Genomic DNA, 24,823 nt, shown 5'->3' with positions numbered 1-24,823 from the left:
GTGGTCGTCATTGCGCCGGAGCAGCGTTGGCGTTGCTCAGGAGCTGGTGATAGAAGCCGATCATCTCGCCGTAGTTCGAGATGGCCAGGCGTTCGTTGTTGCCGTGGAAGCGCACCAGGTCCTCCCCTTTCGCGCGGAACGGCGAGAAGCGGAAGACGGCGTCGCTCACGATGCTGAAGTGGCGCGAGTCGGTGGCCGCTGTCATGAGGCCGGGCGCCACCACCGCATCGGGAAAGGTCTGGCGCACGGCCTGCTGGATCGCGCGGTAGCCCGTGCTCTCGGTCGGCGAAACGGGCGACGGCTCGGAGTTGCCGGGGTACGCCTTGATCTTGATGTCGTCGTTGCCCAGCGCCTTTCGCAGATGCGCCTCGGTGCTGGCGAGCGTGTCGCCCGGCAGGATGCGGAAGTTGACGGCAGCCTCCGCGCGGCCGGGCAGCACGTTGTCCTTGTTGCCGGCGCGCACGATGGTCAGCGCGGTGGTCGTGCGCAGCATGGCGTTGCTGCTCGGGCTCTTCTCGAGAATGCCGCGCACCACGGGCTCGGTGAGCCACAGGTTGGACAGCATCACGCGGTTGACGCCGCTCATCTCCGGAGCGAGCGTGCCGAACATCTGGCCCGCAATGCCCTTGATGCCGCCGGGCATCGGGTTGGCCTCGAGCCGCGCCAGCGCCGCGCTCATGCTGCCGATGGCGCTGCGCTGCGGCGGCATCGACGAATGGCCGGGCGCCGTGTCGAGCGACAGGAAGAAGGTGCCGTAGCCCTTCTCAGCCAGGCCGATCAGCGCTGCCGGCTTGCCCAGGCCGGGCAGCACGCCATCGAGTACCAGCAGGCCTTCGTCGAGCACCCAGTCGAGGCGCACGTTGCGCGACTTGAGCAGTTCGGCGATGGGCAGCGCGCCGCGCAGGCCGCTCACCTCTTCGTCGTCGCCCATCACGAGGTAGACGGTCTGCTTCGGCTTGAAGCCGGCGCCGATGAGCAGCTCGATGGCTTCCATCTGCGCGAAAAGATTGCTCTTGTTGTCGAGCGTGCCGCGGCCCCAGACGAAGCCGTCCTTGATCTCGCCCGCGAAGGGGTCGACCGTCCAGGCCTTCTCGGTGCCCGGCGCGATGGGCACCATGTCCTGGTGTGCCATCAGGGCGACAGGCTTGGCCTGAGGGTCGGTGCCGGTCCATGTGTAGAGCAGCGCCTTGTCGCCGACCACTTCCTTCTTGAGGGTGGCATGCACCTTGGGAAACTGCTGCTCGAGGAAGGCGTGCAGCTTGTCGAACTCGGCCGCGTTGGCGGCCGGGTCGTCCAGGCCCGACACCGTGCGGAACGTAATCGCCGTGGACAGCCGCTTCGCGGCGGCGTCCAGGTCGATGTCCAGCTTGGGAGCGGGCGCCACCGCCAGCTGTCGCGATGGCGTGGTCCAGGTCTTGACCGCCACGGCAGCCACCAGCAAGAGGATTGCCAGCAGCAGCCCCAGGAAGATGCGTTTGAACATGCGCGGTCTTGACCCTTCTGCCCAGCCTCAGCTGAAGGACTTGCCTTCGGCCACCAGCTTCTGGATCAGCGGTGCGGGCTGCCAGAACTCGGCGTCGTCGCGCGGGTTCTTGGCGAAGCGCTTCATCGTCTCTGCCACGTTGTACAGGCCGACCTGCGATGCGTAGTGCATCGGGCCGCCGCGCCAGATCGGGAAGCCGTAGCCGGTGAGGTACACCATGTCGATGTCGCCGGACTTCGAGGCGATGCCGTCTTCCAGGATGTGCGCGCCTTCGTTGACCAGCGCGTACACCAGGCGTTGCACGATTTCCTCGTCGGAGATCTTGCGTGGCGTGATGCCCAGTTCCTTGCGGTGGTCCTCGATCATCTTGTTCACGAGGTCCGATGGAATCGCGTCGCGCTTGCCGGCCTGGTAGTCGTACCACCCTGCCCCGGTCTTCTGGCCGAAGCGGCCCAGTTCGCAGAGCTTGTCGGCGGTGCGGCTGTACTTCATGTCGGCCCGTTCGACGGCGCGGCGCTTGCGGATGGCCCAGCCGATGTCGTTGCCCGCCAGGTCGCCCATGCGGAACGGACCCATGGCGAAGCCGAACTTCTCGATGGCCTTGTCGACCTGCTGAGGCGTCGCGCCTTCGTCGAGCAGGAAGCCGGCCTGGCGGCTGTACTGCTCGATCATGCGGTTGCCGATGAAGCCGTCGCACACGCCCGAGACCACGGCCGTCTTCTTGATCTTCTTGCCAATGGCCATGACGGTGGCGAGCACGTCCTTGGCGGTTTCCTTGCCGCGCACCACTTCGAGCAGCTTCATCACGTTGGCGGGGCTGAAGAAGTGCATGCCGACCACGTCCTGCGGACGCTCGGTGAACGAGGCGATCTTGTCGACGTCCAGCGTGGAGGTGTTCGATGCCAGGATCGCGCCCTTCTTGGCGACGCGGTCGAGCTCCTTGAACACCTTCTCCTTCACGCCGAGTTCCTCGAACACCGCCTCGATGATGAGGTCGGCGTCCTTCAGGTCGTCGTAGCTCAGCGTGGTGCTCAGCAGCGCCATGCGCTGCTCGTACTTGTCCTGCTTGAGCTTGCCCTTCTTGACCTGGGCTTCGTAGTTCTTCCTGATGGTGGCGATGCCGCGGTCGAGCGCTTCCTGCTTCATCTCGAGGATCTTCACGGGGATGCCCGCGTTCAGGAAGTTCATCGAGATGCCGCCACCCATGGTGCCGGCACCGATGACGCCCACGGCCTTGATCTCGCGCTTGGGCGTGTCGTCTGCCACGTCGGGGATCTTGCTCGCGGCGCGCTCTGCCATGAACAGGTGGCGCAGCGCCAGCGATTCGGGCGTGAACATCAGCGAGGTGAAGATGCGGCGCTCTTCGGCCATGCCCGCGTCGAACTTCAGCCTGGTGGCGGCCTGCACGGCTTCCACGCATTGCAGCGGCGCGGGATAGTTCTTCGACATGCCGCCGACCATGTTCTTGGCGAACTGGAAGTAGGCGTCGCCCTGCGGGTGCTTGCACGGAAGGTTGCGCACCAGCGGCAGTGCATCGCCGGTCTTGCCGGCCACGCTCTTGGCGAAGGCCACGGCCTCGTCGAACACCGACTCGGGCGATGCGGCCAGCACGTCGAACAGCTTCTGGCCCGGCAGGCTCGCGAGCAGTTCGCTCTTCACGGGCTCGCCGCTCACGATCATGTTCAGTGCGGTTTCCACGCCGAGCACGCGCGGCAGGCGCTGCGTGCCGCCGGCGCCGGGGATCAGGCCCAGCTTGACTTCGGGCAGTGCCACGCTGGTGCCGGGAGCGGCCACGCGGTAGTGGCAACCCAGGGCCAGTTCAAGCCCACCGCCCATGCACACCGAATGGATGGCCGCCACGATCGGCTTGGCCGAGTTCTCGAGCGCGAGGATCACGCTCAGCAGGTTGGGCTCCTGCAGCGCCTTGGGCGTGCCGAACTCCTTGATGTCCGCGCCGCCCGAGAACGCCTTGCCGGCGCCCGTGATGACGATGGCCTTGACGGCGTCGTCGGCATTGGCCTTCGCCAGGCCATCGGTGATGCCGATGCGCGTCGAGAAGCCGAGACCGTTGACCGGAGGGTTGGTCATGGTGATCACGGCGACATCGCCGAGCACTTTGTATTCAGCCGTCATGCTGCGTTCCTTGGTGTGTGAAGAAAAAGAAGAAAAAGCACGAGTGTTCTTTTTCGGGGGATTCTAGGCCTTTGTCGCGACGCAACAATGGCATGCAGTCGCTGTCGAGACAAGGCCCAAGGCTGGACAAGACCTTCCAGGGAACACCGCGGAACCGGCTTCGCCGGGCCGCAGGTGTTGCCCCCTGCAAGGGGGTTGGCGAAGCGACACGCAGTGCGCGAAGCCTGGGGTTTACTTAAACCTCCAGCCACTCCTTGCGCGTGGTCGCATCGGCGCGCAGGCTGTCGGGCGTGCCGTCGAACACGATGCTGCCGTGGCCCATGACCAGCGCGCGGTCCGAGATCTCCATGGCGATCGTCAGCTTCTGCTCGATCAGCAGCACCGAGATGCCCTTGTCCTTCAGCGTGCGCAGGTACTGCCCCACCAGCTCCACGATCTTGGGCGCGAGGCCTTCGGTCGGCTCGTCGATGATGATGAGGTCGGGGTCGCCCATGAGCGTGCGGCACAGCGTGAGCATCTGCTGCTCGCCGCCCGAGAGCACGCCGGCCTCGGTGTGCTGGCGTTCCTTCAGGCGCGGGAACATGCCGTACATGTCCTCGAACGACCAGCGGCTGCCCTTGCCCGAGCCCTTCTGCCCCAGCAGCAGGTTCTGGTGCACCGTGAGCTTCGGGAAGATGTCGCGGTTCTCGGGCACGTAGCCGATGCCGCAGTGCGCGATCTCGTAGGCCTTGCGCCGCAGGATGTCCTGCCCCTTCCAGTGCAGGCCGCCCTCTGCATGCACCAGGCCCATGATGGCCTTGGCGGTGGTCGAGCGGCCCGAGCCGTTGCGGCCCAGCAGCGCGACGATCTCGCCGGGGTTCACGTCGAACGAAACGCCGTGCAGCACGTGGCTCTTGCCGTAGTAAGCGTGGATGTCTTGAAGCTTCAGCATGTTCAGGTCTCCCGTCGGGCCGCCCCAAGGGAGACCTCGCCCCCTCGGGGGGCAGCGAATACACGAAGTGATGAGAGTGGGGGCATCAATGTCCCGCCCCTTGTGCATCCGCGACCGACGAGCCCAGATACGCTTCCTGCACGCGCGCATTGGCGCGCACCGCCGCGGGCGTGTCGAAGGCGATGACCTCGCCGTATACCACCACTGCGATCTTGTCGGCCAGTCCGAACACCACGCCCATGTCGTGCTCCACCGTGAGCAGCGTCTTGCCCACCGTCACGTGCTTGATGAGCGAGATGAAATGCGAGGTCTCGGTCTTGCTCATTCCGGCCGTGGGTTCGTCCAGCAGGATCACGCTGGCGCCGCCGGCAATGGTCACGCCGATTTCCAGCGCGCGCTGCTCGGCGTAGGTAAGGTTCACCGCGTGCACGTCGCGCTTCTTCTCCAGGCCGATCTGCTTGATGAGCTCCTCGGTGCGCTCGTTGGCGTCGTCGAGGTTCGACAGGAAACGCAGGAAGGTGTACTTGTAGCCCAGGCTCCACAGCACGCCGCAGCGCAGGTTCTCGAACACGCTCAGCTTGGGGAAGATGTTCGTGATCTGGAAGCTGCGCGACAGGCCCATGCGGTTGATCTCGTACGGCTTCTTGCCGTCGATGCGCTGGCCATTGAGCAGCACCTCGCCGCTGGTTGGCGTCAGCCGCCCGCTGATCAGGTTGAACAGCGTGCTCTTTCCCGCGCCGTTCGGCCCGATGATGGCGATGCGTTCGCCTGCGTTCACCGCCAGGTCGACGCCGCGGATGATGTCGGTCTTGCCGAAGCTCTTTCGCAGACCCTTGAGTTCGAGTGAATAGGTCATGCCGTCTCCCGCCGCTTGATCTCGGCTTCGATTTCTTCCTGCGCCTGACCCCACACCTTCGCGAAGCGCCTGCGCACCACCTCGAAGATGCCCAGGCCCACCGCCAGCAGCGCCACCGCAACGATCCACGCCGTGGCCGCCGAGGTGTCGAGCTGCAGGCCCGCGAACGGCACCATCGGGCCGAGCGCCGCATTGAGCTGCATGTGATAGATCATCTCGACGATGGCTGCCGCGCCGGCCAGCATGATTGCCGCACCGATGAACAGGCCCACGTACAGCAGGTAGAAGCGCTTGATCTTGCCGAACAGCGCCACGCGCACATTCATCATGATCAGGCTGGCCACACCGCCGGGCGCGAACATCACCATCAGCAGGAACACCAGGCCCACGTACAGCAGCCATGCCTTGCTGAGCTCGGACAGCAGCACCAGCGCGAACACCAGCAGCGCCGCACCGATGATCGGCCCGAAGAAGAACGTGGCGCCGCCCAGGAAGGTGAACAGCAGGTAGCTGCCCGAGCGAAGGCCGTTCAGGCTGTCGGCCGCATTCACGATCTCGAAGTTGATCGCAGCCAGCCCGCCGCCGATGCCGGCGAAGAAGCCGGCGATGATGAAGGCGTAGTAGCGCACGCGCTGTGTGTTGTAGCCGATGAACTCCACGCGCTCCGGGTTGTCGCGCACCGCGTTCAGCATGCGGCCCAGCGGCGTGCCGGTGAAGGCGAACATCAGCCCGGTGCAGATGAAGCAGTACACAGCGATCAGGTAGTACACCTGTTTCTGCGGACCGAAGGTGATGCCCAGCAGCGACGTGCCGTAGACGCGGTTGGTGGTGATGCCGCCCTCGCCGCCGAAGAAGCTCGGAAACATCAGCGCCATGGCCGCGACCAGCTCGCCCAGGCCGAGCGTGATCATCGCGAAGGTGGTGCCCGACTTCTTGGTCGACACGTAGCCGAAGATCACGGCGAAGAACAGGCCGCCCAGCCCGCCCACGAGCGGAATGAGCACCAGCGGCACCGGCAGCTGGCCGGCACTGGCCATGTTCATCGCATGGATCGCGATGAACGAGCCCAGGCCCACGTACACGGCGTGCCCGAAACTGAGCATGCCACCCTGCCCCAGCAGGATGTTGTAGCTCAGGCAGATGATGATCAGGTAGCCGATCTGCGACAGCATCGTGAGCGCCAGGCTGCTGGTGAACAGCATCGGCGCCACGATCAGCAGCAGCGCGAACATCGACCAGATCAGGATGCGCCCGATGTTCAGCGGCTTGAACCGGTAGTACTGGGTCGGCGCCTTGGCCGATGCGTTGGATGTCGTTGTGGTTGCGGTGTTCATGGCATCAGTCCTCCCGCGTACCGAGAAGACCCTTGGGCCTGAAGATGAGGATCAGCACCAGGAACAGGTACGGAAGGATCGGCGCCACCTGCGAGATGGTGAGCTTGAGCAGCTCGTAGCCGAAGGTCTGGTCGGTCACGGCCATGCCCAGCGCCTGCAGGCCGGTGGCCAGCGACTGGTCCATGGCCACCGCGAAGGTCTGCACGACGCCGATGATCAGCGACGCCAGGAAGGCGCCCGCCAGCGAGCCCATGCCGCCGACCACCACCACCACGAAGATGATGGAGCCGACCGAACCGGCCATCGCAGGCTCGGTGACGTAGGTGTTGCCGCCGACCACGCCGGCCAGCCCCGCCAGCGCGGCGCCGCCGCCGAACACCAGCATGAACACGCGCGGCACGTTGTGGCCCAGTGCCTCGACCATGTCGGGGTGCTTCAGCGCCGCCTGGATCACCAGGCCGATGCGCGTGCGCGTGAGCAGCAGCCACACCGACACCAGCATCAGCACCGCCACCAGCATGATGAACGAGCGCGACTTGGGGAACTGCGTCCCGTAGAGCGTGAAGAGCGGGCCCTGCAGCGCCGAAGGCAGGCCGTACGGCACGGTGGAGCGGCCCCACACCAGCTGCACGATCTCGAGGATGAGGTACGACAGCCCGAAGGTCACCAGCAGCTCGGGCACGTGGCCGAACTTGTGGACGCGCCGCAGGCAATAGCGCTCGAAGGCCGCGCCGAGCGCGAACACGAGCAAGGGAGCGATGAAGAGCGCCGGCCAGAAGCCGACGATGTTCGACAGCGTGTAGGCGAAGTAGGCGCCCAGCATGTAGAAGCTGGCGTGCGCGAAGTTGAGCACGCCCATCATGCTGAAGATCAGCGTGAGGCCGGAGCTCAGCATGAACAACAGCAAGCCGTAGCTCACGCCGTTGAGCAGCGAGATGACGAAGAATTCGACGTTCATCGGTCTTTCGTGTCAGTTGAAAAAGAAAAAGGCCCGAGTGTTGAAGTCGGGCCTCGACCAACAAGCGGCGCCGGGCTCAGTCGCGCGCCGTGTCTTGCACAGCACGGACCGACGACACGGCGAGTGCGTCCTCGCGGAACACCTGCGTGCCGGCGATGCCGGCTCGCAGTGTGCGCAGCCTGGGGGCCTGCATCATCCCGGGCGCTTCATCTGGCAACTGGTGGGCGTGCTCGCCACGTAGGCGTCGTAGAACTTCACGGGGGCCAGCGTGTAGCCGGTGTTCTCCGGGCTGTACGGATACTTGGCGCTGGCCTTCTCCCACTTGGTGATGTAGAGGCCCTGCTGCGCCTGGTGGTCGGTCTTGCGCAGCTCGATGTCGCCGTTGAAGCTCTTGAACTTGAGGCCTTCCATCGCGGCGGCCACCTTGACCGGATCGGTCGACTTGGTCTTCACGAAGGCTTCGGTCAGGGCCTGGAACACGGTGTAGACGTCGGTGGTGTAGAGGTCGTCGTTGAACTTCTTCTTGAAGTCTTCCGCGTACTTCTGCATGTCGCCGCCCATGTTGTAGTGGGCGTAGCCGACCTGGTAGACCTTGCCGTCGGACGCTGAGCCCATCGCGGTCGGCGTGCCGGTGGTCACGGCGTAGTAGGTGTAGAACTTGACGTTCAGGCCCGAGTCGTTGGCCGACTTGATGAGCAGCGCGAGGTCGGAACCCCAGTTGCCGGTGATGACCGTGTCGGCGCCCGAGGCCTTGATCTTGGCGATGTAGGGCGCGAAGTCGCGCACCTGGGCCAGCGGATGCAGGTCGTCGCCGACGATCTGCACGTCGGGGCGCTTGGACTTCAGGTTCTCCTTGGCGAACTTGGAGACCTGCTGGCCGTGCGCGTAGTTCTGGTTGAGCAGGTAGACCTTCTTGATGTCCTGCTGGTCCTTCATGTAGGTGGTCAGCGCTTCCATCTTCATCGACGTGTCGGCATCGAAGCGGTACTGCCAGTAGCTGCACTTGCTGTTGGTCAGGTCGGGGTCGACCGCCGCGTAGTTCAGGTACAGCGCTTCCTTGCCAGGGTTGCGCGCGTTGTTCTTCTCGAGCGCATCGATGATGGCGAGCGCCGGGCCGGAGCCGTTGCCCTGCACGATATAGCGCGCGCCCTGGTCGAGGGCCGAGCGCAGCGCGCTGGTGGTTTCCTGCGGGCTGAGCTTGTTGTCGATGCCGATGATCTCGAACTTCACGCCCGCGGCGTTCTTCTTGTTGAACTCCTCGGCGAAGAACTGGAAGGTCTTGAGCTGGTTCGTGCCGACCGCGGCCATCAGGCCCGAGAGCGGATCGAGCCAGGCGATCTTGACGGTTTCACCCTTCTGGGCGAGGGCACCTGTTGCGGTGGCCGCGATGACGGCTGCGGCAGCGATTTTCAGAGCGAACTTCAATCTATATCTCCTGGTCAAACCGAATCAGAACCGAATCAAAACGCTGTACGAGCGTACAAGTGTTTAACTGGCCTCCCCTCAGGGAATGCCCGTAAGCGCGGGCCGCGAGAGGCCGTTTCTATCGCGCAGGCGACACGCCACCGGGCCCGGCTTCTACCCGTCGGTAGGCTGGTGCTACCGGCGGGTAGGAAACCCGGAGGCACCGGCGACGGAATGCGTCAGGGCCGCTTCATCTGGCAGGACGTGGGCGTGCTCGCCACGTACGACTCGTAGTACTTCACAGGCACGTTGGTGTAGCCGGTGTTCTCCGCGTCGTAGGGGTACTTGGCACTGGCCTTTTCCCAGCGGGAGATATAGAGGCCCTGCTGCAGCTGGTGGTCGGTCTTGCGCATCTCGACCTCTCCGTTGAAGCTCTTGATCTTCATGCCTTCCAGCGCCGCAGCCACCTTCACCGGGTCGGTCGACTTGGTCTTGGCGAAGGCCGCGTCCAGCAGCGCGAACACGTGGTAGATGGACGCCTGCGTCAGGTCGTCGTTCATGCGCTTCTTGTAGCCGTTGAGCAGCTGCTGGATCTCGCCGCCCATGTTGTAGTGCGCGTAGGCGACGGTGTAGACCTTGCCGTCGGAGGTGGCACCCATGGCGGTGGGCGTGCCGGCGCCCGGCGCGTAGTAGGTCAGGAACTTGACGTTCAGGCCCGAGTCGTTCGCGGCCTTGATGAGCAGCGACAGGTCGGAGCCCCAGTTGCCGGTGATGACGGTGTCGGCGCCAGAGGCCTTGATCTTGGCGATGTACGGCGAGAAGTCGCGCACCTGCGCGAGCGGGTGCAGGTCTTCGCCGACGACCTGGATGTCGGGGCGCTTGGCCTTCAGGTCTTCCTTGGCGTACTTGGCCACCTGCACGCCGTGGGCGTAGTTCTGGCCGAGCAGGTACACCTTCTTGATGTCGGGCTGATCCTTCATCCAGGTGGTCAGCGCCTCCATCTTCATGGAGGTGTCGGCGTCCACGCGGAAGTGCCAGTAGCTGCACTTGCTGTTGGTCAGGTCGGGGTCGACCGCCGCGTAGTTCATGAACAGCAGTTCCTTGCCGGGGTTGCGCGAGTTGTTCTTCTCGATGGCGTCGATGATCGCCAGCGCCGGGCCCGAGCCGTTGCCCTGCATGATGTAGCGCGCGCCCTGGTCCTGCGCGGAGCGCAGCGCGGCGGTGGTTTCCTGCGGGCTGAGCTTGTTGTCGATGCCGATGATCTCGAACTTCACGCCCGACTGGTTCTTCTTGTTGAACTCTTCAGCGAGGAATTGCGTGGTCTTGAGCTGGTTGGTGCCGACCGCGGCCATGAGGCCCGAAAGCGGGTCGAGCCACGCGACCTTGACGGTCTCGCCCTTCTGGGCGAATGCGGCGGCGGCGCTCACCAACATCGCGCAGGCAGCTACTGACTTGAAGGCAAATTGCATGAAGAGTCTCCAGTTTTTGAATGGCGGAATCGCAGCGTACAAGCGCCCTTTTCTTCACCGCACAGGGATTGCCCGGAAGGACGGCCGCCGGGGCGGCTTTCCTATCGCGTGCGCGACAGTGCGGTGAGCCCGCGGCTTCCGCGCCATCCGCCCGGCACCGCGGTACCGGCCTTGCCGGCCCGCAGGCGTCGTCCCCTGGAAGGGGCGGCGGAGCGACACGAAGTACGCAAAGCCCGAGGGCGCGTTTTCAAGACGTCGGCAGCTTGTAGTCCTTGAGCTGGTCGCGCAGCCGGGTCTTGAGGATCTTTCCTGTTGCACCGAGCGGAATGGCCTCGACGAACACCACGTCGTCGGGGATCTGCCACTTGGCCGTCTTGCCCTCGTAGAACTTCAGAAGCTCCTCGCGCGTGACCTCGGCGCCGGGCTTCTTCGCCACGGCGATGATCGGGCGCTCGTCCCACTTGGGGTGGAACACGCCGATGCATGCGGCCATGGCCACGGCCGGATGCGCGACGGCGATGTTCTCGATGTCGATCGAGCTGATCCATTCGCCGCCGGACTTGATCACGTCCTTGCTGCGGTCGGTGATCTGCAGGTAGCCCTCGGCATCGATGGTGGCCACGTCGCCGGTGGGGAACCAGCCGCGGTTGCGCTCGTCGGGAATGAGCGGATCGCCGCCCTCGCCCTTGAAGTACTCCTTGACGATCCACGGCCCCTTGACCAGCAGGTCGCCGTAGGCCTTGCCGTCCCACGGCAGTTCCTGGCCGTCGCCGTCGACGATCTTCATGTCGACGCCGAAGATCGCGCGGCCCTGCTTCATGCGGATCTGCAGCTGCGCATCGGCCGGCAGCGACAGGTGCTTGTTCTTCAGCGTGCACAGCGTGCCCAGCGGGCTCATCTCGGTCATGCCCCAGGCGTGCAGCACCTCGACGCCGTAGTTGTCCTGGAACGCCTTGATCATGGCCGGCGGGCAGGCCGAGCCGCCGATCACGGTGCGGTTGAGCTTGCTGAACTTCAGCCCGCTGGCCTGCATGTGACCGAGCAGCATCTGCCACACGGTCGGCACGCCGGCCGCGAAAGTCACGCCCTCGGCCTCGATCAGTTCGTACACCGACTTGCCGTCGAGCGCCGGGCCGGGGAACACCACCTTGCAGCCCACCAGCGCCGCCGAATAGGGAATGCCCCAGGCGTTGACGTGGAACATCGGCACCACCGGCAGCACCGAGTCCTGTGCCGACAGGCGCATGACGTCGGGCAGCGCCGCGGCGTACGCGTGCAGCAGCGTGGAGCGGTGGCTGTACAGCGCGGCCTTCGGGTTGCCCGTGGTGCCGCTCGTGTAGCACATGCTCGAGGCCGAGTTCTCGTCGAAGGTGGGCCATTCGTAGTCGGCGGACTGCGAGCCCATCCAGCTTTCATAGCTCACCAGGTTCGGCACGCCGCTGTCCGCGGGCAGCTTGTCGGCATCGCAAAGCGCCACCCACTTGCGGATCGTGGGGCACTTGGCATGCACCGCCTGCACCAGCGGAAGGAACGTGAGGTCGAAGCACAGGATCTGGTCTTCGGCGTGGTTGGCGATCCACGCGATCTGGTCGGGATGCAGGCGCGGGTTGATGGTGTGCAGCACGCGGCCGCTGCCGCTCACGCCGTAGTAGAGCTCGAGGTGCCGATAGCCGTTCCAGGCCAGGGTGGCGATGCGGTCGCTGAACAGCAGCTGCTCGCCGTCCAGCGCGTTGGCCACCTGGCGGGAGCGCGATGCGATGTCGCTCCATGTGCAGCGGTGGATATCGCCTTCGACCCGGCGCGAGACGATCTCGCCGTCGCCGTTGTGGCGCTCGGCGAACTCGATCAGCGACGAGATCAAAAGCGGTTGGTCTTGCATCAAACCCAGCATCTACGGACTCCTAAAAGAAATGACTCATGAAAACTTGCGGACAACGGATTCACGCAAGCTTCGGTCACTTCCACAATGACACAAACCCGCACTGCACGATTGAACGAAGCGGCTCACTCCACGCCGTTTTTCAGCGTGGTGAGGGTGGCGTCGAACAGCAGCTTCGACGGCCAAGGCGCCCAGCTTGCACCAAGTTCGGGCGTATTCGGGTCGCCTTTGCGCAGGAACGCCCCGATGCTTGCCTGGACCGAGGCCGACAGCGCCAGGCGCCCCTTCTCGTTGGCCTTGCCGCCGATGGCGTTCGAGAGCACCGACGGCCCGAAATTGCCGAATACGAACGGCAGGTCGAAGGCGTGCGCGGCGCCGTACACCTCGTTCCACGGATAGGCCTCCTGCGCCCAGTCGAGGCGATAACTCCACAGGTTGGACTGCCGCGTCTTCATGGTGTCGAGCAGGTTGTCCCGATTGGCCTCGAACAGCAACTGGGTGACCAGATGGGTCCTGGCGTCGAATCCCGTGACCGGCGTACCTACCGGCAGGTAGGACGGGTCGATGATGTCGGCCGAAGTCAGCGTCTGGGTCGCCGCGTCGGGGTCGAAGCTCATCATCAGCGTGAGGCGCCGGGCGTCGTCGATCTTCCAGCCGTTCGCTCCGCCGAATGCCGGCAGCAGCGACGCGAAGAGCTTGCCCTCTTCGCGCGTGTTGCCGGCGATCATGGGCACCTTCACGTACTTGTCGGCGGCGATGGCGTCGATCGGGTTCGTGGGAATCACCGTGCCGTCGGGGATCGGGCCGACCGCGGCCAGCTTGGCCGCCAGCACCGTGCTGAGCAGCGCGCCGCCTTCCTTGGAGCGCATGTAGTCGGCGATCTGCGCCGGCGTGCGCCCGGCGATGTAGGTGGCGGCAGCGGCGGCGTCGGCCGCGGTGCCGTCGGCGACGAGCAGCGCCTTCAGGATGCCGTCGCCCTGCGCGAGCGACACCGAGGCCGGGCTGAGCGCGGGTTGCGCGCCGGGCTTTCCGACCAGGTTGCTCGCCATCGAGATGCCGCCGCTCATCTCGATGGCCTTGTGGAACAGGCCCTTGGCCATCGGCGAGGTCATGATCGCCAGCAGGTTGGTGGCGCCGGCCGACTCGCCCGACAGCGTGACGTTGCCAGGGTCGCCACCGAAGGCTTGCGCATTCTTCTGGATGTAGCGCAGCGCCGCCATGTTGTCGAGCAGCGCGAAATTGCCCGAGTCGTCACCGGCCGTGCCGCCCGGACGCAGCTGCGGCACGTTCAGGAAGCCCAGCACGCCGAGCCGGTAGCTGGCGGTGATGACCACCGCATTGGCGGCCTTGGCCAGCTTGGCGCCGTCGTATAGCGGGTCCGCGGTGTAGCCCGACACGTTGCTGCCGCCGTGGATGAAAAGCAGCACCGGCAGGTTCTGCTCGGTGGTCGCAGGACGCCAGACGTTCACGAACAGGCAGTCCTCGCTGCCCAGCGGCTGCTCCAGCGTGGAGACGATGGTGGCGTCGTAGGTGTTGTTGGCGCCCGGTCCGAAGATCCGGCCGATCTGCAGGCAGGCGGCACCGAAGGCCTTGGCTTCGCGGATGCCGCTCCAGGCCTCGGGCTCCTCGGGCGCCCGCCAGCGCAGCGCGCCCACCGGCGGCTTGGCGAAGGGAACGCCCTTCCAGAACCAGGTGCCCGAGTTGGCGCTGTCGTCCACGCCCTCGATCTTGCCGGCGGTGGTCTGCCGCACCATCGGGCCATCGCCCGCGGGCACGGGCGGCGCGGCAGGCGGCGCGGGGGCCGGCGCAGGCGCTCCCGGCAGGAACGAGAAGCCGGACGAGCCGGAAGATCCTCCGCCGCAGGCCGCGAGGGCCGCGAGACCCGCGGCTGCCACAGCGGCCGCGATGGCCCTCGAAACAGCGGTCTTTCTCGCTTCGCGCTGGCCCTGTCGTGTCTCCGTCATCTTCATGTCTTGTCTCCACACCGGGTTAATCGGAATTCCTGGTTCGGCGTGCGACGCCCATACTGCGGGGCGCTCGGCACGAAAAAATTCTAGGAACGGGTGCCGTTTTCACCGCTATCGCAAGCGAGCCAAATCAATGACTTCAGAAGCCTCCATGTCGCGTCATCCGCGCCGGCCGCCGCAGCGCCGCTCGGGCTGCACGCAGAAGCCGGAGCTGCGCACGAGCTCTGCCGCGTGGCTGGAGGGCGTGCTGTCGATGTTCGAGGCCGAGGGGCTGGACGTGCCCACGCTGCTGCGCGATGCCGGCTTCGACCCCGACTCGCTGCACCGGCAGAACACGCGCATCCCGGTCGACGAGATATCTGTGATGTGGCAGCTGGCCGTGGCACGGGCCGGCCGGCCCACGCTCGGACTGCACCGCGACTTCGCCTCCGCCCACAGCAAGCTGGGGACGGTGGGCCACGCCATGGCCTGCAGCCCCGACCTGGGTTCCGCGCTGGCGCGGCTGGCGCGCTACATGGCCGTGATCTCCGACGCCACCGCGTTCTCGCTCGCGCACGACGCGCGCGGCTGCTGGCTGGTGATGGAACACACCGGCGGCAGCCTGCCGATTCCGCGCCAGCGCGTGGAATACGCACTGCTCACCACGCTCGTGCAGTGCCAATGGCTCACGCGGCGCGAGCTGCAGCCCATCGCCATGGAGTTCGTCTACCCCGCGCCGGCCGACGACCGGGCGCACCGCGAGGCCTTCGGCTGCGAGATCCGCTACGACGCGCCGGCCAACCGCATGCTCATCTCGGCCGCCGACCTGACTCTGCCGCTGCCCACGCACCACCCGGTGCTCGGCGAAATGCAGGAGCACCTGCTGGACGACCAGCTCGACCTGCTGGGCCAGACCACGACGAGCACCCTGGTGTGCGCCGAGATCGCGCGGCGCCTTCCGCACGGCGAGCCGCGCCGGCAGGACGTGGCTTCGGGCCTCGGGCTGGCCGAACGCACCTTGCAGCGGCGGCTGCAGGAAGAGTCGGTGTCGTTCCAGGCGCTGCTCGACCGCACCCGTCGCGAGCTGGCGCAGCAGTACCTGGCGGAAGACCGCCACACGCTGACCGACGTCGCGGACATGCTGGGCTTCGTCGACACGAGCAATTTCTTCCGTGCCTGCAAGCGCTGGTTCGGCGTGCCACCGGCGCAATACCGAGCGCGCATCTGGGACGGCGCGGCGCCACTGGCCGCCTGAGCGCCCTTTTCGCTGCGATTCTGCGATTCCGCGGGCCCGATGGCCCGCCAGGCAAGGGGTTACGCGCCCTGCAGGACAATCCGGCCATGACCCTGCTTGCTGAAGACACCGAGGCCGCGGACCTGGGATTGCGCTGGAAACCCGGATTCGCCACCCTCGGACCGGCGTTCCTGACCGAACTGCGGCCGACGCCCCTGCCCGATCCGTACTGGGTGGGCCGCAGCGAAGCCGTGGCGCGGCAGCTCGGCTTGCCGCCCGACTGGCACGCATCGCAAGCCACGCTGGCCGCGCTGACCGGCAGCCTCCGCATCGCGGGCACCCGCCCGTTCTCCACGGTCTACAGCGGCCATCAGTTCGGCGTGTGGGCGGGCCAGCTCGGCGACGGGCGGGCCATCATGATCGGCGAAGCCGACGTCGGCAACGACGCCGGGCTCGAGATGCAACTGAAGGGCGCGGGCCGCACCCCCTATTCGCGCGGCGGCGACGGCCGTGCGGTGCTGCGCTCGAGCATCCGCGAATTTCTTTGCAGCGAGGCGATGCACGGCCTCGGCATCCCGACCACCCGCGCGTTGTGCGTGACCGGCTCCGATGCTCGCGTGCGGCGCGAGGAGCTCGAAAGCGCCGCAGTTGTCACCCGCGTGGCGCCGAGCTTCATCCGATTCGGCCACTTCGAGCATTTCGCGGCCAACCAGCGGGACGACGAACTGCGCGCGCTCGCCGACTACGTCATCGACCGCTATTACCCCGCATGCCGCACCGACGGGCGCTTCGGCGGCAATGCCTACGCCGCGTTCCTCGAGGCCGTGAGCGAGCGCACCGCTACCCTGCTCGCCCAATGGCAGGCCGTGGGCTTCTGCCACGGGGTGATGAACACCGACAACATGAGCATCCTCGGGCTCACCATCGACTACGGGCCGTTCCAGTTCCTCGACGGCTTCGATCCGCGCCACATCTGCAACCACAGCGACACCAGCGGGCGCTACGCCTTCAACCAGCAGCCCAACGTGGCTTACTGGAACCTGTTCTGCCTCGCGCAGGCGCTGCTGCCGCTCATCGGCGACCAGGACCTTGCCGTGTCCGCGCTCGAGTCGTACAAGACCGTGTTTCCGCAGGAGTTCGAAGGCCGCATGCGCGACAAGCTGGGCCTGGCGGATGCGGCCGAAGGCGACCGGCCGCTGGTCGAGGGCGTGCTCAAGTTGCTGGCCGCAGGCAAGGTCGACTACACGATCTTCTGGCGCCGGCTCTCGCACTACATGGCCGACGGCAACGCCGAACCGGTGCGCGACCTGTTCCCGGATCGCGAAGGCTTCGACGCATGGATGCTATCGTTTTCGGAGCGCCATGCGACCGTGGACCTTGGGCAAGCGGCCGATCTGATGCTCAGGTCCAACCCCAAGTTCGTGTTGCGCAACCACCTGGGCCAACAAGCCATCGAGGCAAGTCAGGAAAAGGACCACTCGGGTGTGGCAACCTTGCTGGCCCTGCTCGAAACCCCCTTCGACGAACACCCCGGACACGACGCCTACGCCGGCTTTCCGCCCGACTGGGCCTCCACGATCGAAATCAGCTGTTCCTCATGACCCTGCCCGTACAGAAGACCGACGCCGAATGGAAAGCCCTTCTGGCTGAAAAAGGCGCCGAACCTGCCGCCTTCGAGGTGACGCGCCATGCCGCCACCGAACGCCCTTTCACGGGCAAGTACGAGGCGCACTGGGACGACGGCACCTACCACTGCGTCTGCTGCGGCGCCAAGCTGTTCGACTCCGCGACCAAGTTCGATGCCGGCTGCGGCTGGCCGAGCTTCTCGCAGGAGGCGGTGCCCGGCGCCATCCGGAACATCGTCGACCGCTCGTACGGCATGGTGCGCACCGAGAATGTCTGCGCCGGCTGCGGCGCCCACCTGGGCCACGTGTTCCCCGACGGCCCCACCGAAACCGGCCTGCGCTATTGCATGAACTCGGCTTCGCTCGACTTCCAGAAAAAATGAAACTGATCCTCGACTTCTTTCCGATCCTGCTGTTCTTCGTCGCGTACAAGCTCGGCGACATCTACACCGCCACCGGCGTGCTGATGGCCGCCACCGTGGTGCAGATGGCCATCATCTACGCCACCGAGCGCAAGCTGCAGGCCATGCAGAAGGCCACGCTGGTGCTGATCCTGCTGTTCGGCACGCTCACGCTCGTGCTGCATGACGACCGCTTCATCAAGTGGAAGCCGACCGTGCTGTACGGCGCCATGGCCATCGCGCTGGCAGTGGCGCTCTGGGCGCTGAAGAAGAACTTTCTCAAGATGCTGCTGGGCTCGCAGCTCGAGCTGCCCGATCGCATCTGGGGCCGGCTGAACGTGGCGTGGATCGGCTACTGCCTGTTCATGGCCCTCATCAACGGCTATGTGGCGGCGTACTTCACGACCGAGGCCTGGGTCAACTTCAAGCTCTGGGGCTACGTATTCCCGATCGTCTTCCTGGTGGCGCAGGGCCTGTACATCGCCCCGCACCTTAAGAACGACGACAAGCCCACGGCATGACGGGAGGCACCATGAGCACCACCGCAGAGTTGCCGACCACCGCAGCCCTCGAGGCCGTATTGCGCGAGAAGCTCGCCCCGACCGAGCTCGAAGTGATCGACGAAAGCGCTGCCCATGCGGGCCATTCGGGCGCCAATGCGGCGGGCTACGGCACCCATTTCCGCGTGCGCATCGCCTCCCCCATGTTCGACGGGAATCCCCGCGTGGCGCGGCATCGGCTTGTGTATGATGCCCTCCAGGTTTTTATCGCACAGGGTCTGCACGCCATCGCCATCGAGGTGCTCTGAGTCGTCCAACGCAAGCTCGCACCGCTTTCGACGCGGTTGCAGCGCTCCCCTTTTCCTCCCCTTCCCTGCTTTCTTTCCCGCGCGTTTTCCTACAAGCGCATTTCCTTCCCAGCTCGATATTCATTCCATGAAAAAACAAATCTTGCAGGCCGTCGCGGCCGCAGTGCTGCTCGGTGCCACTTCCACGGCGGCGCTGGCGCAGAACGCAGCCATCGTGAACGGCAAGCCGGTGCCCAAGGCCCGCATGGACGTTCTGGCCCAGCAACTGGCAGCCGCAGGCCGTCCGGTGACGCCTGAAATGCAAAGCCAGCTGCGCGAGGAAATCGTGGCGCGCGAAGTGTTCATGCAGGAAGCGCAGAAGCAGGGTCTCGACGTCAGCGAGGACTACAAGAACCAGCTCGAACTCGCCCGCCAGGCCATCCTGATCCGCGCGCTGTTCGAGAACTACCGCAAGACCAACCCGGTGTCGGACGCCGACGTGAAGGCCGAGTACGACAAGTTCGTGGCGGCCAACGGCGGCAAGGAATACAAGGCCCGCCACATCCTGGTGGAGACCGAAGACCAGGCCAAGAAGATCATGGCCGACCTAAAGAAGGGCGCCAAGTTCGAAGACATCGCCAAGAAGCAGAGCAAGGATCCGGGTTCGGGTGCCAACGGCGGCGACCTCGACTGGGCCAATCCCGCGAGCTTCGTGCCCGAGTTCTCGGAAGCGATGATCAAGCTCAAGAAGGGCGAGACCACCCCCGCGCCCATCAAGACCCAATTCGGCTACCACATCATCCGCGTGGACGACATCCGCCAGGCGCAGCTGCCGAAGATCGAGGAAGTGAAGCCGCAGATCACGCAGCAGCTGCAGCAGCAACGCCTGCAGAAGTACCAGGAAGAACTGCGCGCGAAGGCGAAGGTGGAGTAACTCGTACACCCCCAGGGTTCGCGGTGTTCCGCGAATAGAAAAAGCGACCTTCGGGTCGCTTTTTTCATGGCCGGCCGGTCGCCTGCTTCAGATGGCCCAGGTACCGAAGTTGTCTCCTGGCCCGTCGAAGGCTCCGAAGACCTGCCACGCCTTGTCGGCATCGATGCCCTGCACGGCTTTGCCCAATGCGTCGAGCGTGCCGTGGATCCTGCGCGATGCTCCGAAGTGCGCCGCGTTGAGCGCTTCGAGCTGCGGCAGCAGCACCTGCAGGATCTCAATGCGCGCCGACGAGGCCAGTGCCTCGTCGGCGCGCCACGTGAGCAGCTGCTTGCGGATCAGGTCCTCGATCCGCGCCGCTTCCAGCACATGCCGGCTTTGCGGGTGATCGAGATCGAGCATCGGCCGGTCAGCCCACCCACTTGCGCGCGTTGCGCCAGATCTGCATCCAGGGGCTGAGTTCGCTGCGGTCGCCCGAGGTCCAGCTCATCTGGATGTTGCGGAACACGCGCTCCGGGTGCGGCATGACCGCGGTGAAGCGACCGTCCGGCGTGGTCACCGAGGTCAGGCCGCCGGCGCTGCCGTTCGGGTTGAACGGGTACTGCTCGGTCGGCTGGCCGTGGTTGTCGACGAAGCGCATCGCGCCGATGGCCTTGGCCGCGTCGCCACGATGCTTGAAGTTGGCGTAGCCCTCGCCGTGCGCCACGGCGATCGGCAGGCGGCTGCCGGCCATGCCCGCGAAGAAGATGCTGGGCGACTCCAGCACCTCGACCATCGACAGCCGCGCCTCGAAGCGCTCGCTCTGGTTGGTGGTGAATCGCGGCCAGGCTTCGGCGCCCGGAATGATGTCGGCCAGTTCGGCGAACATCTGGCAGCCGTTGCACACGCCCAGCCCGAAGGTGTCGGCGCGGCCGAAGAAGGTCTTGAACTGCTCGGCCAGCTTCGGGTTGAAGGTGATGCTGCGCGCCCAGCCGATGCCGGCGCCCAGCGTATCGCCATAGCTGAAGCCACCGCAGGCCACCACGCCCTTGAAATCGGCGAGGTCCGCCCTGCCCGACTGCAGGTCGGTCATGTGCACGTCGAAGGCCTCGAAGCCCGCTTCGGTGAAGGCGTAGGCCATCTCGACGTGCGAGTTGACGCCCTGCTCGCGCAGGATCGCGACCTTGGGGCGCGACTGCAGGATGGCCGGTGCCAGAGCCACGGACTGTTGCGCGTTCGGCAGGAACACGTGCATGCCCGGGTCGTTCGGCACGCCCGCTGCGGCGTGCTCGGCGTCGGCGCAGGCCGGGTTGTCGCGCTCGCGGGCGATCTTCCAGCTGACCGAATCCCACACCTGGTGCAGGTCGTGCAGGCTGGCGCTGAACACCGACTTGGCATCGCGCCAGATTTCGACCTTGCCCTTGCCCGCATCCATGGCGGAGCTGGCGGGGCGCGTCTTGCCGACGAAGTGGCTGTGCGTGCTGAGGCCGTGGGCACGCAGCACCTGCATGACGTCGTTGCGCTCGGCGGTGCGCACCTGCAGCACCATGCCGAGTTCTTCGTTGAACAGCGCCTTGAGCGTGAGTTCTTCGCGACGCGCGCTGACCTGCTGCGCCCAGTTCTTGGCGTCGCCGGTCTCCATGCGGCTGTCGGAAATGCCGTCGCCTTCCGTCACGAGCATGTCGACGTTCAGCGCCACGCCCACGTGGCCGGCAAACGCCATTTCGCACGCGGTGGCGAACAGCCCGCCGTCGCTGCGGTCGTGCATGGCCAGGATCTTGCCGTCGGCGCGCAGCGCGTTCACGGCATTGACCAGGGCCACGAGCTGCGCCGGGTCGTCCAGGTCGGGGACCGTGTCGCCGCTCTGGTTGAGCGTCTGCGACAGGATGCTGCCTGCCATGCGGTGCTTGCCCTGGCCCAGGTCGACGAGCACCAGCGTGGTGTCGGCTTCTTCGGCGTCGAGTTGCGGCGTGAGCGTGCCGCGCACGTCGGCCAGCGAGGCGAAGGCGGTCACGATCAGGCTCACGGGCGAGGTGACCCGCTTGGCTTCAGCGCCGTCTTTCCATTGGGTGCGCATGGACAGCGAATCCTTGCCGACCGGAATCGATACGCCCAGTGCCGGGCACAGCTCCAGGCCCACGGCCTTCACCGTCTCGTACAGCGCAGCGTCCTCGCCGGGCTCGCCGCAGGCGGCCATCCAGTTGGCCGACAGCTTCACGCGTGAAAGCTCGATCGGCGCGGCCAGCAGGTTCGTGATCGCCTCGGCCACGGCCATGCGGCCCGAGGCCGGCGCGTCGAGCGCGGCCAGCGGCGTGCGCTCGCCCATGCTCATGGCTTCGCCGGCAAAGCCCTTGTAGTCGGCGAGCGTCACGGCGCAATCGGCCACGGGCACCTGCCACGGGCCGACCATCTGGTCGCGGTGGCTCATGCCCCCCACGGTGCGGTCGCCGATGGTGATGAGGAAGCGCTTGGAGGCCACGGTCGGGTGCGACAGCACGTCGATGGCGGCCTTCTGCAGGTCGACGCCCGTGAGGTCGAGCGGCTTGAAGACGCGTGTCAAGCTCTTCACGTCGCGGTGCATCTTGGGCGGCTTGCCGAGCAGCACGTCCATCGGCATGTCGACGGGCTGCACGTTGGCGCCTTCGTCTGCCACCAGCAGCTGGCGCTCCTCGGTCGCGACGCCCACCACCGAGAACGGGCAGCGCTCGCGCTCGCAGAAGGCCTTGAACTGCTCGAGCGACTCCGGCGCAATGGCCAGCACATAGCGCTCCTGGCTCTCGTTGCACCAGATCTCCTTGGGCGCCATGCCCGACTCTTCGAGCGGCACGGCGCGCAGGTCGAAGCGCGCGCCGCGTCCGGCGTCGTTGGTCAGCTCCGGAAACGCGTTGCTCAGGCCGCCGGCGCCCACGTCGTGGATCGCCAGGATCGGGTTGGCCGCGCCCTGCTGCCAGCAGTGGTTGATGACCTCCTGCGCCCGGCGCTCGATCTCGGGGTTGCCGCGCTGCACCGAGTCGAAGTCGAGTTCGGCCGCGTTGGCGCCGGTCGCCATCGAGCTGGCGGCGCTGCCGCCCATGCCGATGCGCATGCCGGGGCCGCCGAGCTGGATCAGCAGCGAGCCGGCCGGGAACTGGATCTTCTTGGTCTGCGTGGCGTCGATGCTGCCAAGGCCGCCCGCGATCATGATCGGCTTGTGGTAGCCGCGCTGCACGGTGTCGAGGTCGCTCGCCACCGCCTGCTCGTACTCTCGGAAGTAGCCCAGCAGGTTGGGCCGGCCGAATTCGTTGTTGAACGCTGCGCCGCCCAGCGGACCCTCGGTCATGATCTGCAGCGGGCTGGCGATGTGCTCGGGCTTGCCGTAGTGACCATCTTCAGGCCACAGCTTCGACACTGTGAAGCCGGTCAGGCCGGCCTTGGGCCTGGAGCCGCGGCCGGTGGCGCCCTCGTCGCGGATCTCGCCGCCCGCGCCGGTGGAGGCGCCCGGGAACGGGGAAATCGCGGTCGGATGGTTGTGCGTCTCGACCTTCATCAGCACGTGGCTCAGCGCGCTGTCTTTCTGATAGCTCTGAGAACCCGCGGCCGGAATGAACCGTTCGATGGTCGCGCCCTCCATCACCGAGGCGTTGTCCGCATAGGCGATGACGGTGTGCTGCGGGTTCTGCTTCTCGGTGTGCCGGATCATCGAGAAGAGGCTCTGGGGCTGGGCCTTGCCGTCGATGGTGAACTGGGCGTTGAAGATCTTGTGGCGGCAGTGCTCGCTGTTGGCCTGCGCGAACATCATCAGTTCGACGTCGCTGGGATTGCGGCCCAGGCGGGTGAAGGCATCGACGAGGTAGTCGATCTCGTCCTCGGCCAGCGCCAGGCCGAAGCCGGTGTTGGCCGCGACCAGCGCGGCGCGGCCGCCGGCCTGCACATCGACCTGCGCCATGGGCTGGGCCGGCAGTTCGCTGAACAGGCTGGCCGCCTGCTCGACGGTGGCCAGCACCGATTCGGTCATGCGGTCATGCAGCGGGCCGGCCGCGGCGGCCAACTGGTCGCCCTCGAGCACGGGCGCCTTGCCGATCAGCGGGGCCTTGAGTTTCAGGTGGTACTGGGTGACGCGTTCGACCCGGCGCAGCGCCAGGCCGCAGTTGTGGGCGATGTCGGTGGCCTTGGAGGCCCAGGGCGACACGGTGCCCAGGCGGGGTGTCACGACCACCGAGGTGGTCGATCTGGCCGGCGACTCGAAGGGCTCGCCATAGGTCAGCAGTGCCGCGAAGCGCTCGCGCTCGGCGGTGCCGAGGGCGGCCTCGGTCACCACGAGGTGGACGAAGCGGGCCGAAATGCCCTCGATGCGCGGCTCGATGGCCTGCAGCTTCGGCAGAAGCTGGCGTGCGCGGAAATCGCTGAGTGCGCTGCCGCCCTCGAACATGGTTACGACAGGAAGGGCTTGAGGTGCGGGCTGCGTCACGGTCGGTGGGGCCTCGGGGGCGCGTTGGAAATCAAGGAATCGAGGCGGATGGCCGCTGACTGGGGCCATCCGCGTTAACCCGCAATTTTAGGCCAACCCCGGGCCGCCCTGCGCTGGCCACCTCATTGGAGGGCAGCGGGGACACGAAGTGGCCCGCGTCGGGGGCAGGTTCACCTGCTGGATGGGATAATTCCGGCATGAGCATTAACTACAAAGACGCTGCGGGCATCGAAGCCATGCGGGTCGCCTGCCGCCTTGCCTCCGAGGTGCTGGATTACCTCACGCCCCTCATCAAGCCCGGCATCACGACCAACGACGTCGACCGGCTCGCCGCCGAATACATGGTCAAGCAGGGCACCACCTCCGCCACGTTGGGCTACATGGGCGCGAGCAGCGTCCCCTTCCCCAAATCGCTCTGCACCTCGGTCAACCACGTGGTCTGCCACGGCATTCCCAATGACAAGCCCCTGAAGAAGGGCGACATCATGAACGTCGACGTGACCGTCATCAAGGACGGCTGGTTCGGCGACAACAGCCGCATGTACGTGATCGGCGACGCCTCCATCGCCGCCAAGCGCCTGTGCAACCTCACCTTCGAGGCCATGTGGCACGGCATCATGCAGGTGCGCCCCGGCGGCCACCTGGGCGACGTGGGCCATGCGATCCAGAAGTTCGCCGAAGGCCAGGGCTTCTCGGTGGTGCGCGAGTTCTGCGGCCACGGCGTGGGCCAGCGCTTCCACGAGGAACCCCAGGTCCTGCACTACGGCCGCCCGGGCACGATGGAAGAGCTCAAGCCCGGCATGATCTTCACCATCGAGCCGATGATCAATGCCGGCAAGCGCGACGTGAAGGAAGACTTCAAGGGCGGCCAGTACGACGGCTGGACCATCGTCACGCGCGACCATTCGCTGTCGGCCCAGTGGGAACACACCGTGCTGGTCACCGAGACCGGCTACGAAGTGCTGACCCTGTCCGAAGGCAGCCCGCCGCTGCCCTCCTTCGTCACCTCCACCAAGACCTGACGCG

General features: G+C 66.1%; 19 protein-coding genes. 7 read left to right on the top strand and 12 right to left on the bottom strand.

Annotated features, from left to right (window positions below; genetic code table 11):
* Nucleotides 1-7 precede the first annotated feature (7 nt).
* The 10 genes from AACL56_RS14950 to AACL56_RS14905 all read right to left on the bottom strand — a co-directional run bounded on the left by AACL56_RS14950 (nucleotide 8) and on the right by AACL56_RS14905 (nucleotide 14,411).
* Nucleotides 8-1,483 (bottom strand): M20 family peptidase, encoded by a 1,476-nt coding sequence (locus AACL56_RS14950; protein ID WP_339090588.1) that lies wholly within the window; start codon nucleotides 1,481-1,483, stop codon nucleotides 8-10.
* Between the two features lie 27 nt (nucleotides 1,484-1,510).
* Nucleotides 1,511-3,616: a 3-hydroxyacyl-CoA dehydrogenase NAD-binding domain-containing protein gene (locus AACL56_RS14945; protein WP_339090587.1), complete on the bottom strand. Its 2,106-nt coding sequence runs from the start codon at nucleotides 3,614-3,616 to the stop codon at nucleotides 1,511-1,513.
* A 235-nt stretch (nucleotides 3,617-3,851) separates the two neighbouring features.
* Nucleotides 3,852-4,547, bottom strand: a complete 696-nt coding sequence (locus tag AACL56_RS14940; RefSeq protein WP_339090586.1) for an ABC transporter ATP-binding protein — start codon at nucleotides 4,545-4,547, stop codon at nucleotides 3,852-3,854.
* 85 nt (nucleotides 4,548-4,632) lie between these two features.
* Nucleotides 4,633-5,403, bottom strand: coding sequence for an ABC transporter ATP-binding protein (locus AACL56_RS14935; RefSeq protein ID WP_339090585.1), 771 nt, complete (start codon nucleotides 5,401-5,403; stop codon nucleotides 4,633-4,635).
* The gene (locus tag AACL56_RS14930) at nucleotides 5,400-6,737 is read right to left on the bottom strand and encodes a branched-chain amino acid ABC transporter permease (protein ID WP_339090584.1); all 1,338 of its coding nucleotides are present in this window, start codon (nucleotides 6,735-6,737) and stop codon (nucleotides 5,400-5,402) included. The genes AACL56_RS14935 and AACL56_RS14930 overlap by 4 nt, the downstream gene beginning before the upstream one ends.
* Before the next feature lie 4 nt (nucleotides 6,738-6,741).
* Nucleotides 6,742-7,695, bottom strand: coding sequence for a branched-chain amino acid ABC transporter permease (locus AACL56_RS14925; protein ID WP_339090583.1), 954 nt, complete (start codon nucleotides 7,693-7,695; stop codon nucleotides 6,742-6,744).
* A gap of 192 nt (nucleotides 7,696-7,887) precedes the next feature.
* Nucleotides 7,888-9,120, bottom strand: a complete 1,233-nt coding sequence (locus AACL56_RS14920) for a branched-chain amino acid ABC transporter substrate-binding protein (protein ID WP_339090582.1) — start codon at nucleotides 9,118-9,120, stop codon at nucleotides 7,888-7,890.
* A 218-nt stretch (nucleotides 9,121-9,338) separates the two neighbouring features.
* Nucleotides 9,339-10,568, bottom strand: a complete 1,230-nt coding sequence (locus tag AACL56_RS14915; protein ID WP_339090581.1) for a branched-chain amino acid ABC transporter substrate-binding protein — start codon at nucleotides 10,566-10,568, stop codon at nucleotides 9,339-9,341.
* Between the two features lie 247 nt (nucleotides 10,569-10,815).
* Nucleotides 10,816-12,459: a 3-(methylthio)propionyl-CoA ligase gene (locus AACL56_RS14910; RefSeq protein WP_339090580.1), complete on the bottom strand. Its 1,644-nt coding sequence runs from the start codon at nucleotides 12,457-12,459 to the stop codon at nucleotides 10,816-10,818.
* 113 nt (nucleotides 12,460-12,572) lie between these two features.
* The gene (locus tag AACL56_RS14905) at nucleotides 12,573-14,411 is read right to left on the bottom strand and encodes a carboxylesterase/lipase family protein (protein WP_339090579.1); all 1,839 of its coding nucleotides are present in this window, start codon (nucleotides 14,409-14,411) and stop codon (nucleotides 12,573-12,575) included.
* 136 nt (nucleotides 14,412-14,547) lie between these two features.
* Between AACL56_RS14905 and AACL56_RS14900 the strand changes: the two genes are divergently transcribed.
* The 6 genes from AACL56_RS14900 (at nucleotide 14,548) to AACL56_RS14875 (ending at nucleotide 19,374) form a co-directional block, all read left to right on the top strand.
* Nucleotides 14,548-15,648 (top strand): AraC family transcriptional regulator, encoded by a 1,101-nt coding sequence (locus AACL56_RS14900; protein ID WP_425337017.1) that lies wholly within the window; start codon nucleotides 14,548-14,550, stop codon nucleotides 15,646-15,648.
* A gap of 86 nt (nucleotides 15,649-15,734) precedes the next feature.
* Complete coding sequence (locus tag AACL56_RS14895; protein ID WP_339090578.1) at nucleotides 15,735-17,228, top strand: protein adenylyltransferase SelO; 1,494 nt, start codon at nucleotides 15,735-15,737, stop codon at nucleotides 17,226-17,228.
* Nucleotides 17,225-17,635, top strand: a complete 411-nt coding sequence (gene msrB / locus AACL56_RS14890; RefSeq protein WP_339090577.1) for a peptide-methionine (R)-S-oxide reductase MsrB — start codon at nucleotides 17,225-17,227, stop codon at nucleotides 17,633-17,635. The genes AACL56_RS14895 and msrB overlap by 4 nt, the downstream gene beginning before the upstream one ends.
* Nucleotides 17,632-18,174 (top strand): septation protein A, encoded by a 543-nt coding sequence (locus AACL56_RS14885; RefSeq protein ID WP_339090576.1) that lies wholly within the window; start codon nucleotides 17,632-17,634, stop codon nucleotides 18,172-18,174. Before msrB ends, AACL56_RS14885 begins: the two co-directional genes overlap by 4 nt.
* Nucleotides 18,175-18,185: 11 nt before the next feature.
* Nucleotides 18,186-18,461, top strand: a complete 276-nt coding sequence (locus AACL56_RS14880) for a BolA family protein (RefSeq protein WP_339090575.1) — start codon at nucleotides 18,186-18,188, stop codon at nucleotides 18,459-18,461.
* A 127-nt stretch (nucleotides 18,462-18,588) separates the two neighbouring features.
* The gene (locus AACL56_RS14875) at nucleotides 18,589-19,374 is read left to right on the top strand and encodes a peptidylprolyl isomerase (RefSeq protein ID WP_339090574.1); all 786 of its coding nucleotides are present in this window, start codon (nucleotides 18,589-18,591) and stop codon (nucleotides 19,372-19,374) included.
* A gap of 87 nt (nucleotides 19,375-19,461) precedes the next feature.
* Here AACL56_RS14875 and AACL56_RS14870 read toward each other — a convergent pair whose 3' ends face one another.
* Together AACL56_RS14870 and purL are read right to left on the bottom strand one after the other, a co-directional pair.
* The gene (locus AACL56_RS14870) at nucleotides 19,462-19,773 is read right to left on the bottom strand and encodes a hypothetical protein (RefSeq protein ID WP_339090573.1); all 312 of its coding nucleotides are present in this window, start codon (nucleotides 19,771-19,773) and stop codon (nucleotides 19,462-19,464) included.
* A gap of 7 nt (nucleotides 19,774-19,780) precedes the next feature.
* On the bottom strand, nucleotides 19,781-23,758 hold the full coding sequence (gene purL / locus AACL56_RS14865) for a phosphoribosylformylglycinamidine synthase (RefSeq protein WP_339090572.1): 3,978 nt from the start codon (nucleotides 23,756-23,758) through the stop codon (nucleotides 19,781-19,783).
* A 236-nt stretch (nucleotides 23,759-23,994) separates the two neighbouring features.
* Here purL and map point away from each other — a divergent pair, with 236 nt between their 5' ends.
* Complete coding sequence (gene map / locus AACL56_RS14860; RefSeq protein ID WP_339090571.1) at nucleotides 23,995-24,819, top strand: type I methionyl aminopeptidase; 825 nt, start codon at nucleotides 23,995-23,997, stop codon at nucleotides 24,817-24,819.
* Nucleotides 24,820-24,823: the final 4 nt, after the last annotated feature.

Origin of the sequence: Variovorax paradoxus, from assembly GCF_902712855.1 — a bacterium.
Taxonomy (GTDB): domain Bacteria; phylum Pseudomonadota; class Gammaproteobacteria; order Burkholderiales; family Burkholderiaceae_C; genus Variovorax; species Variovorax paradoxus_Q.
This window is presented reverse-complemented; position numbering and strand designations above follow the sequence as displayed.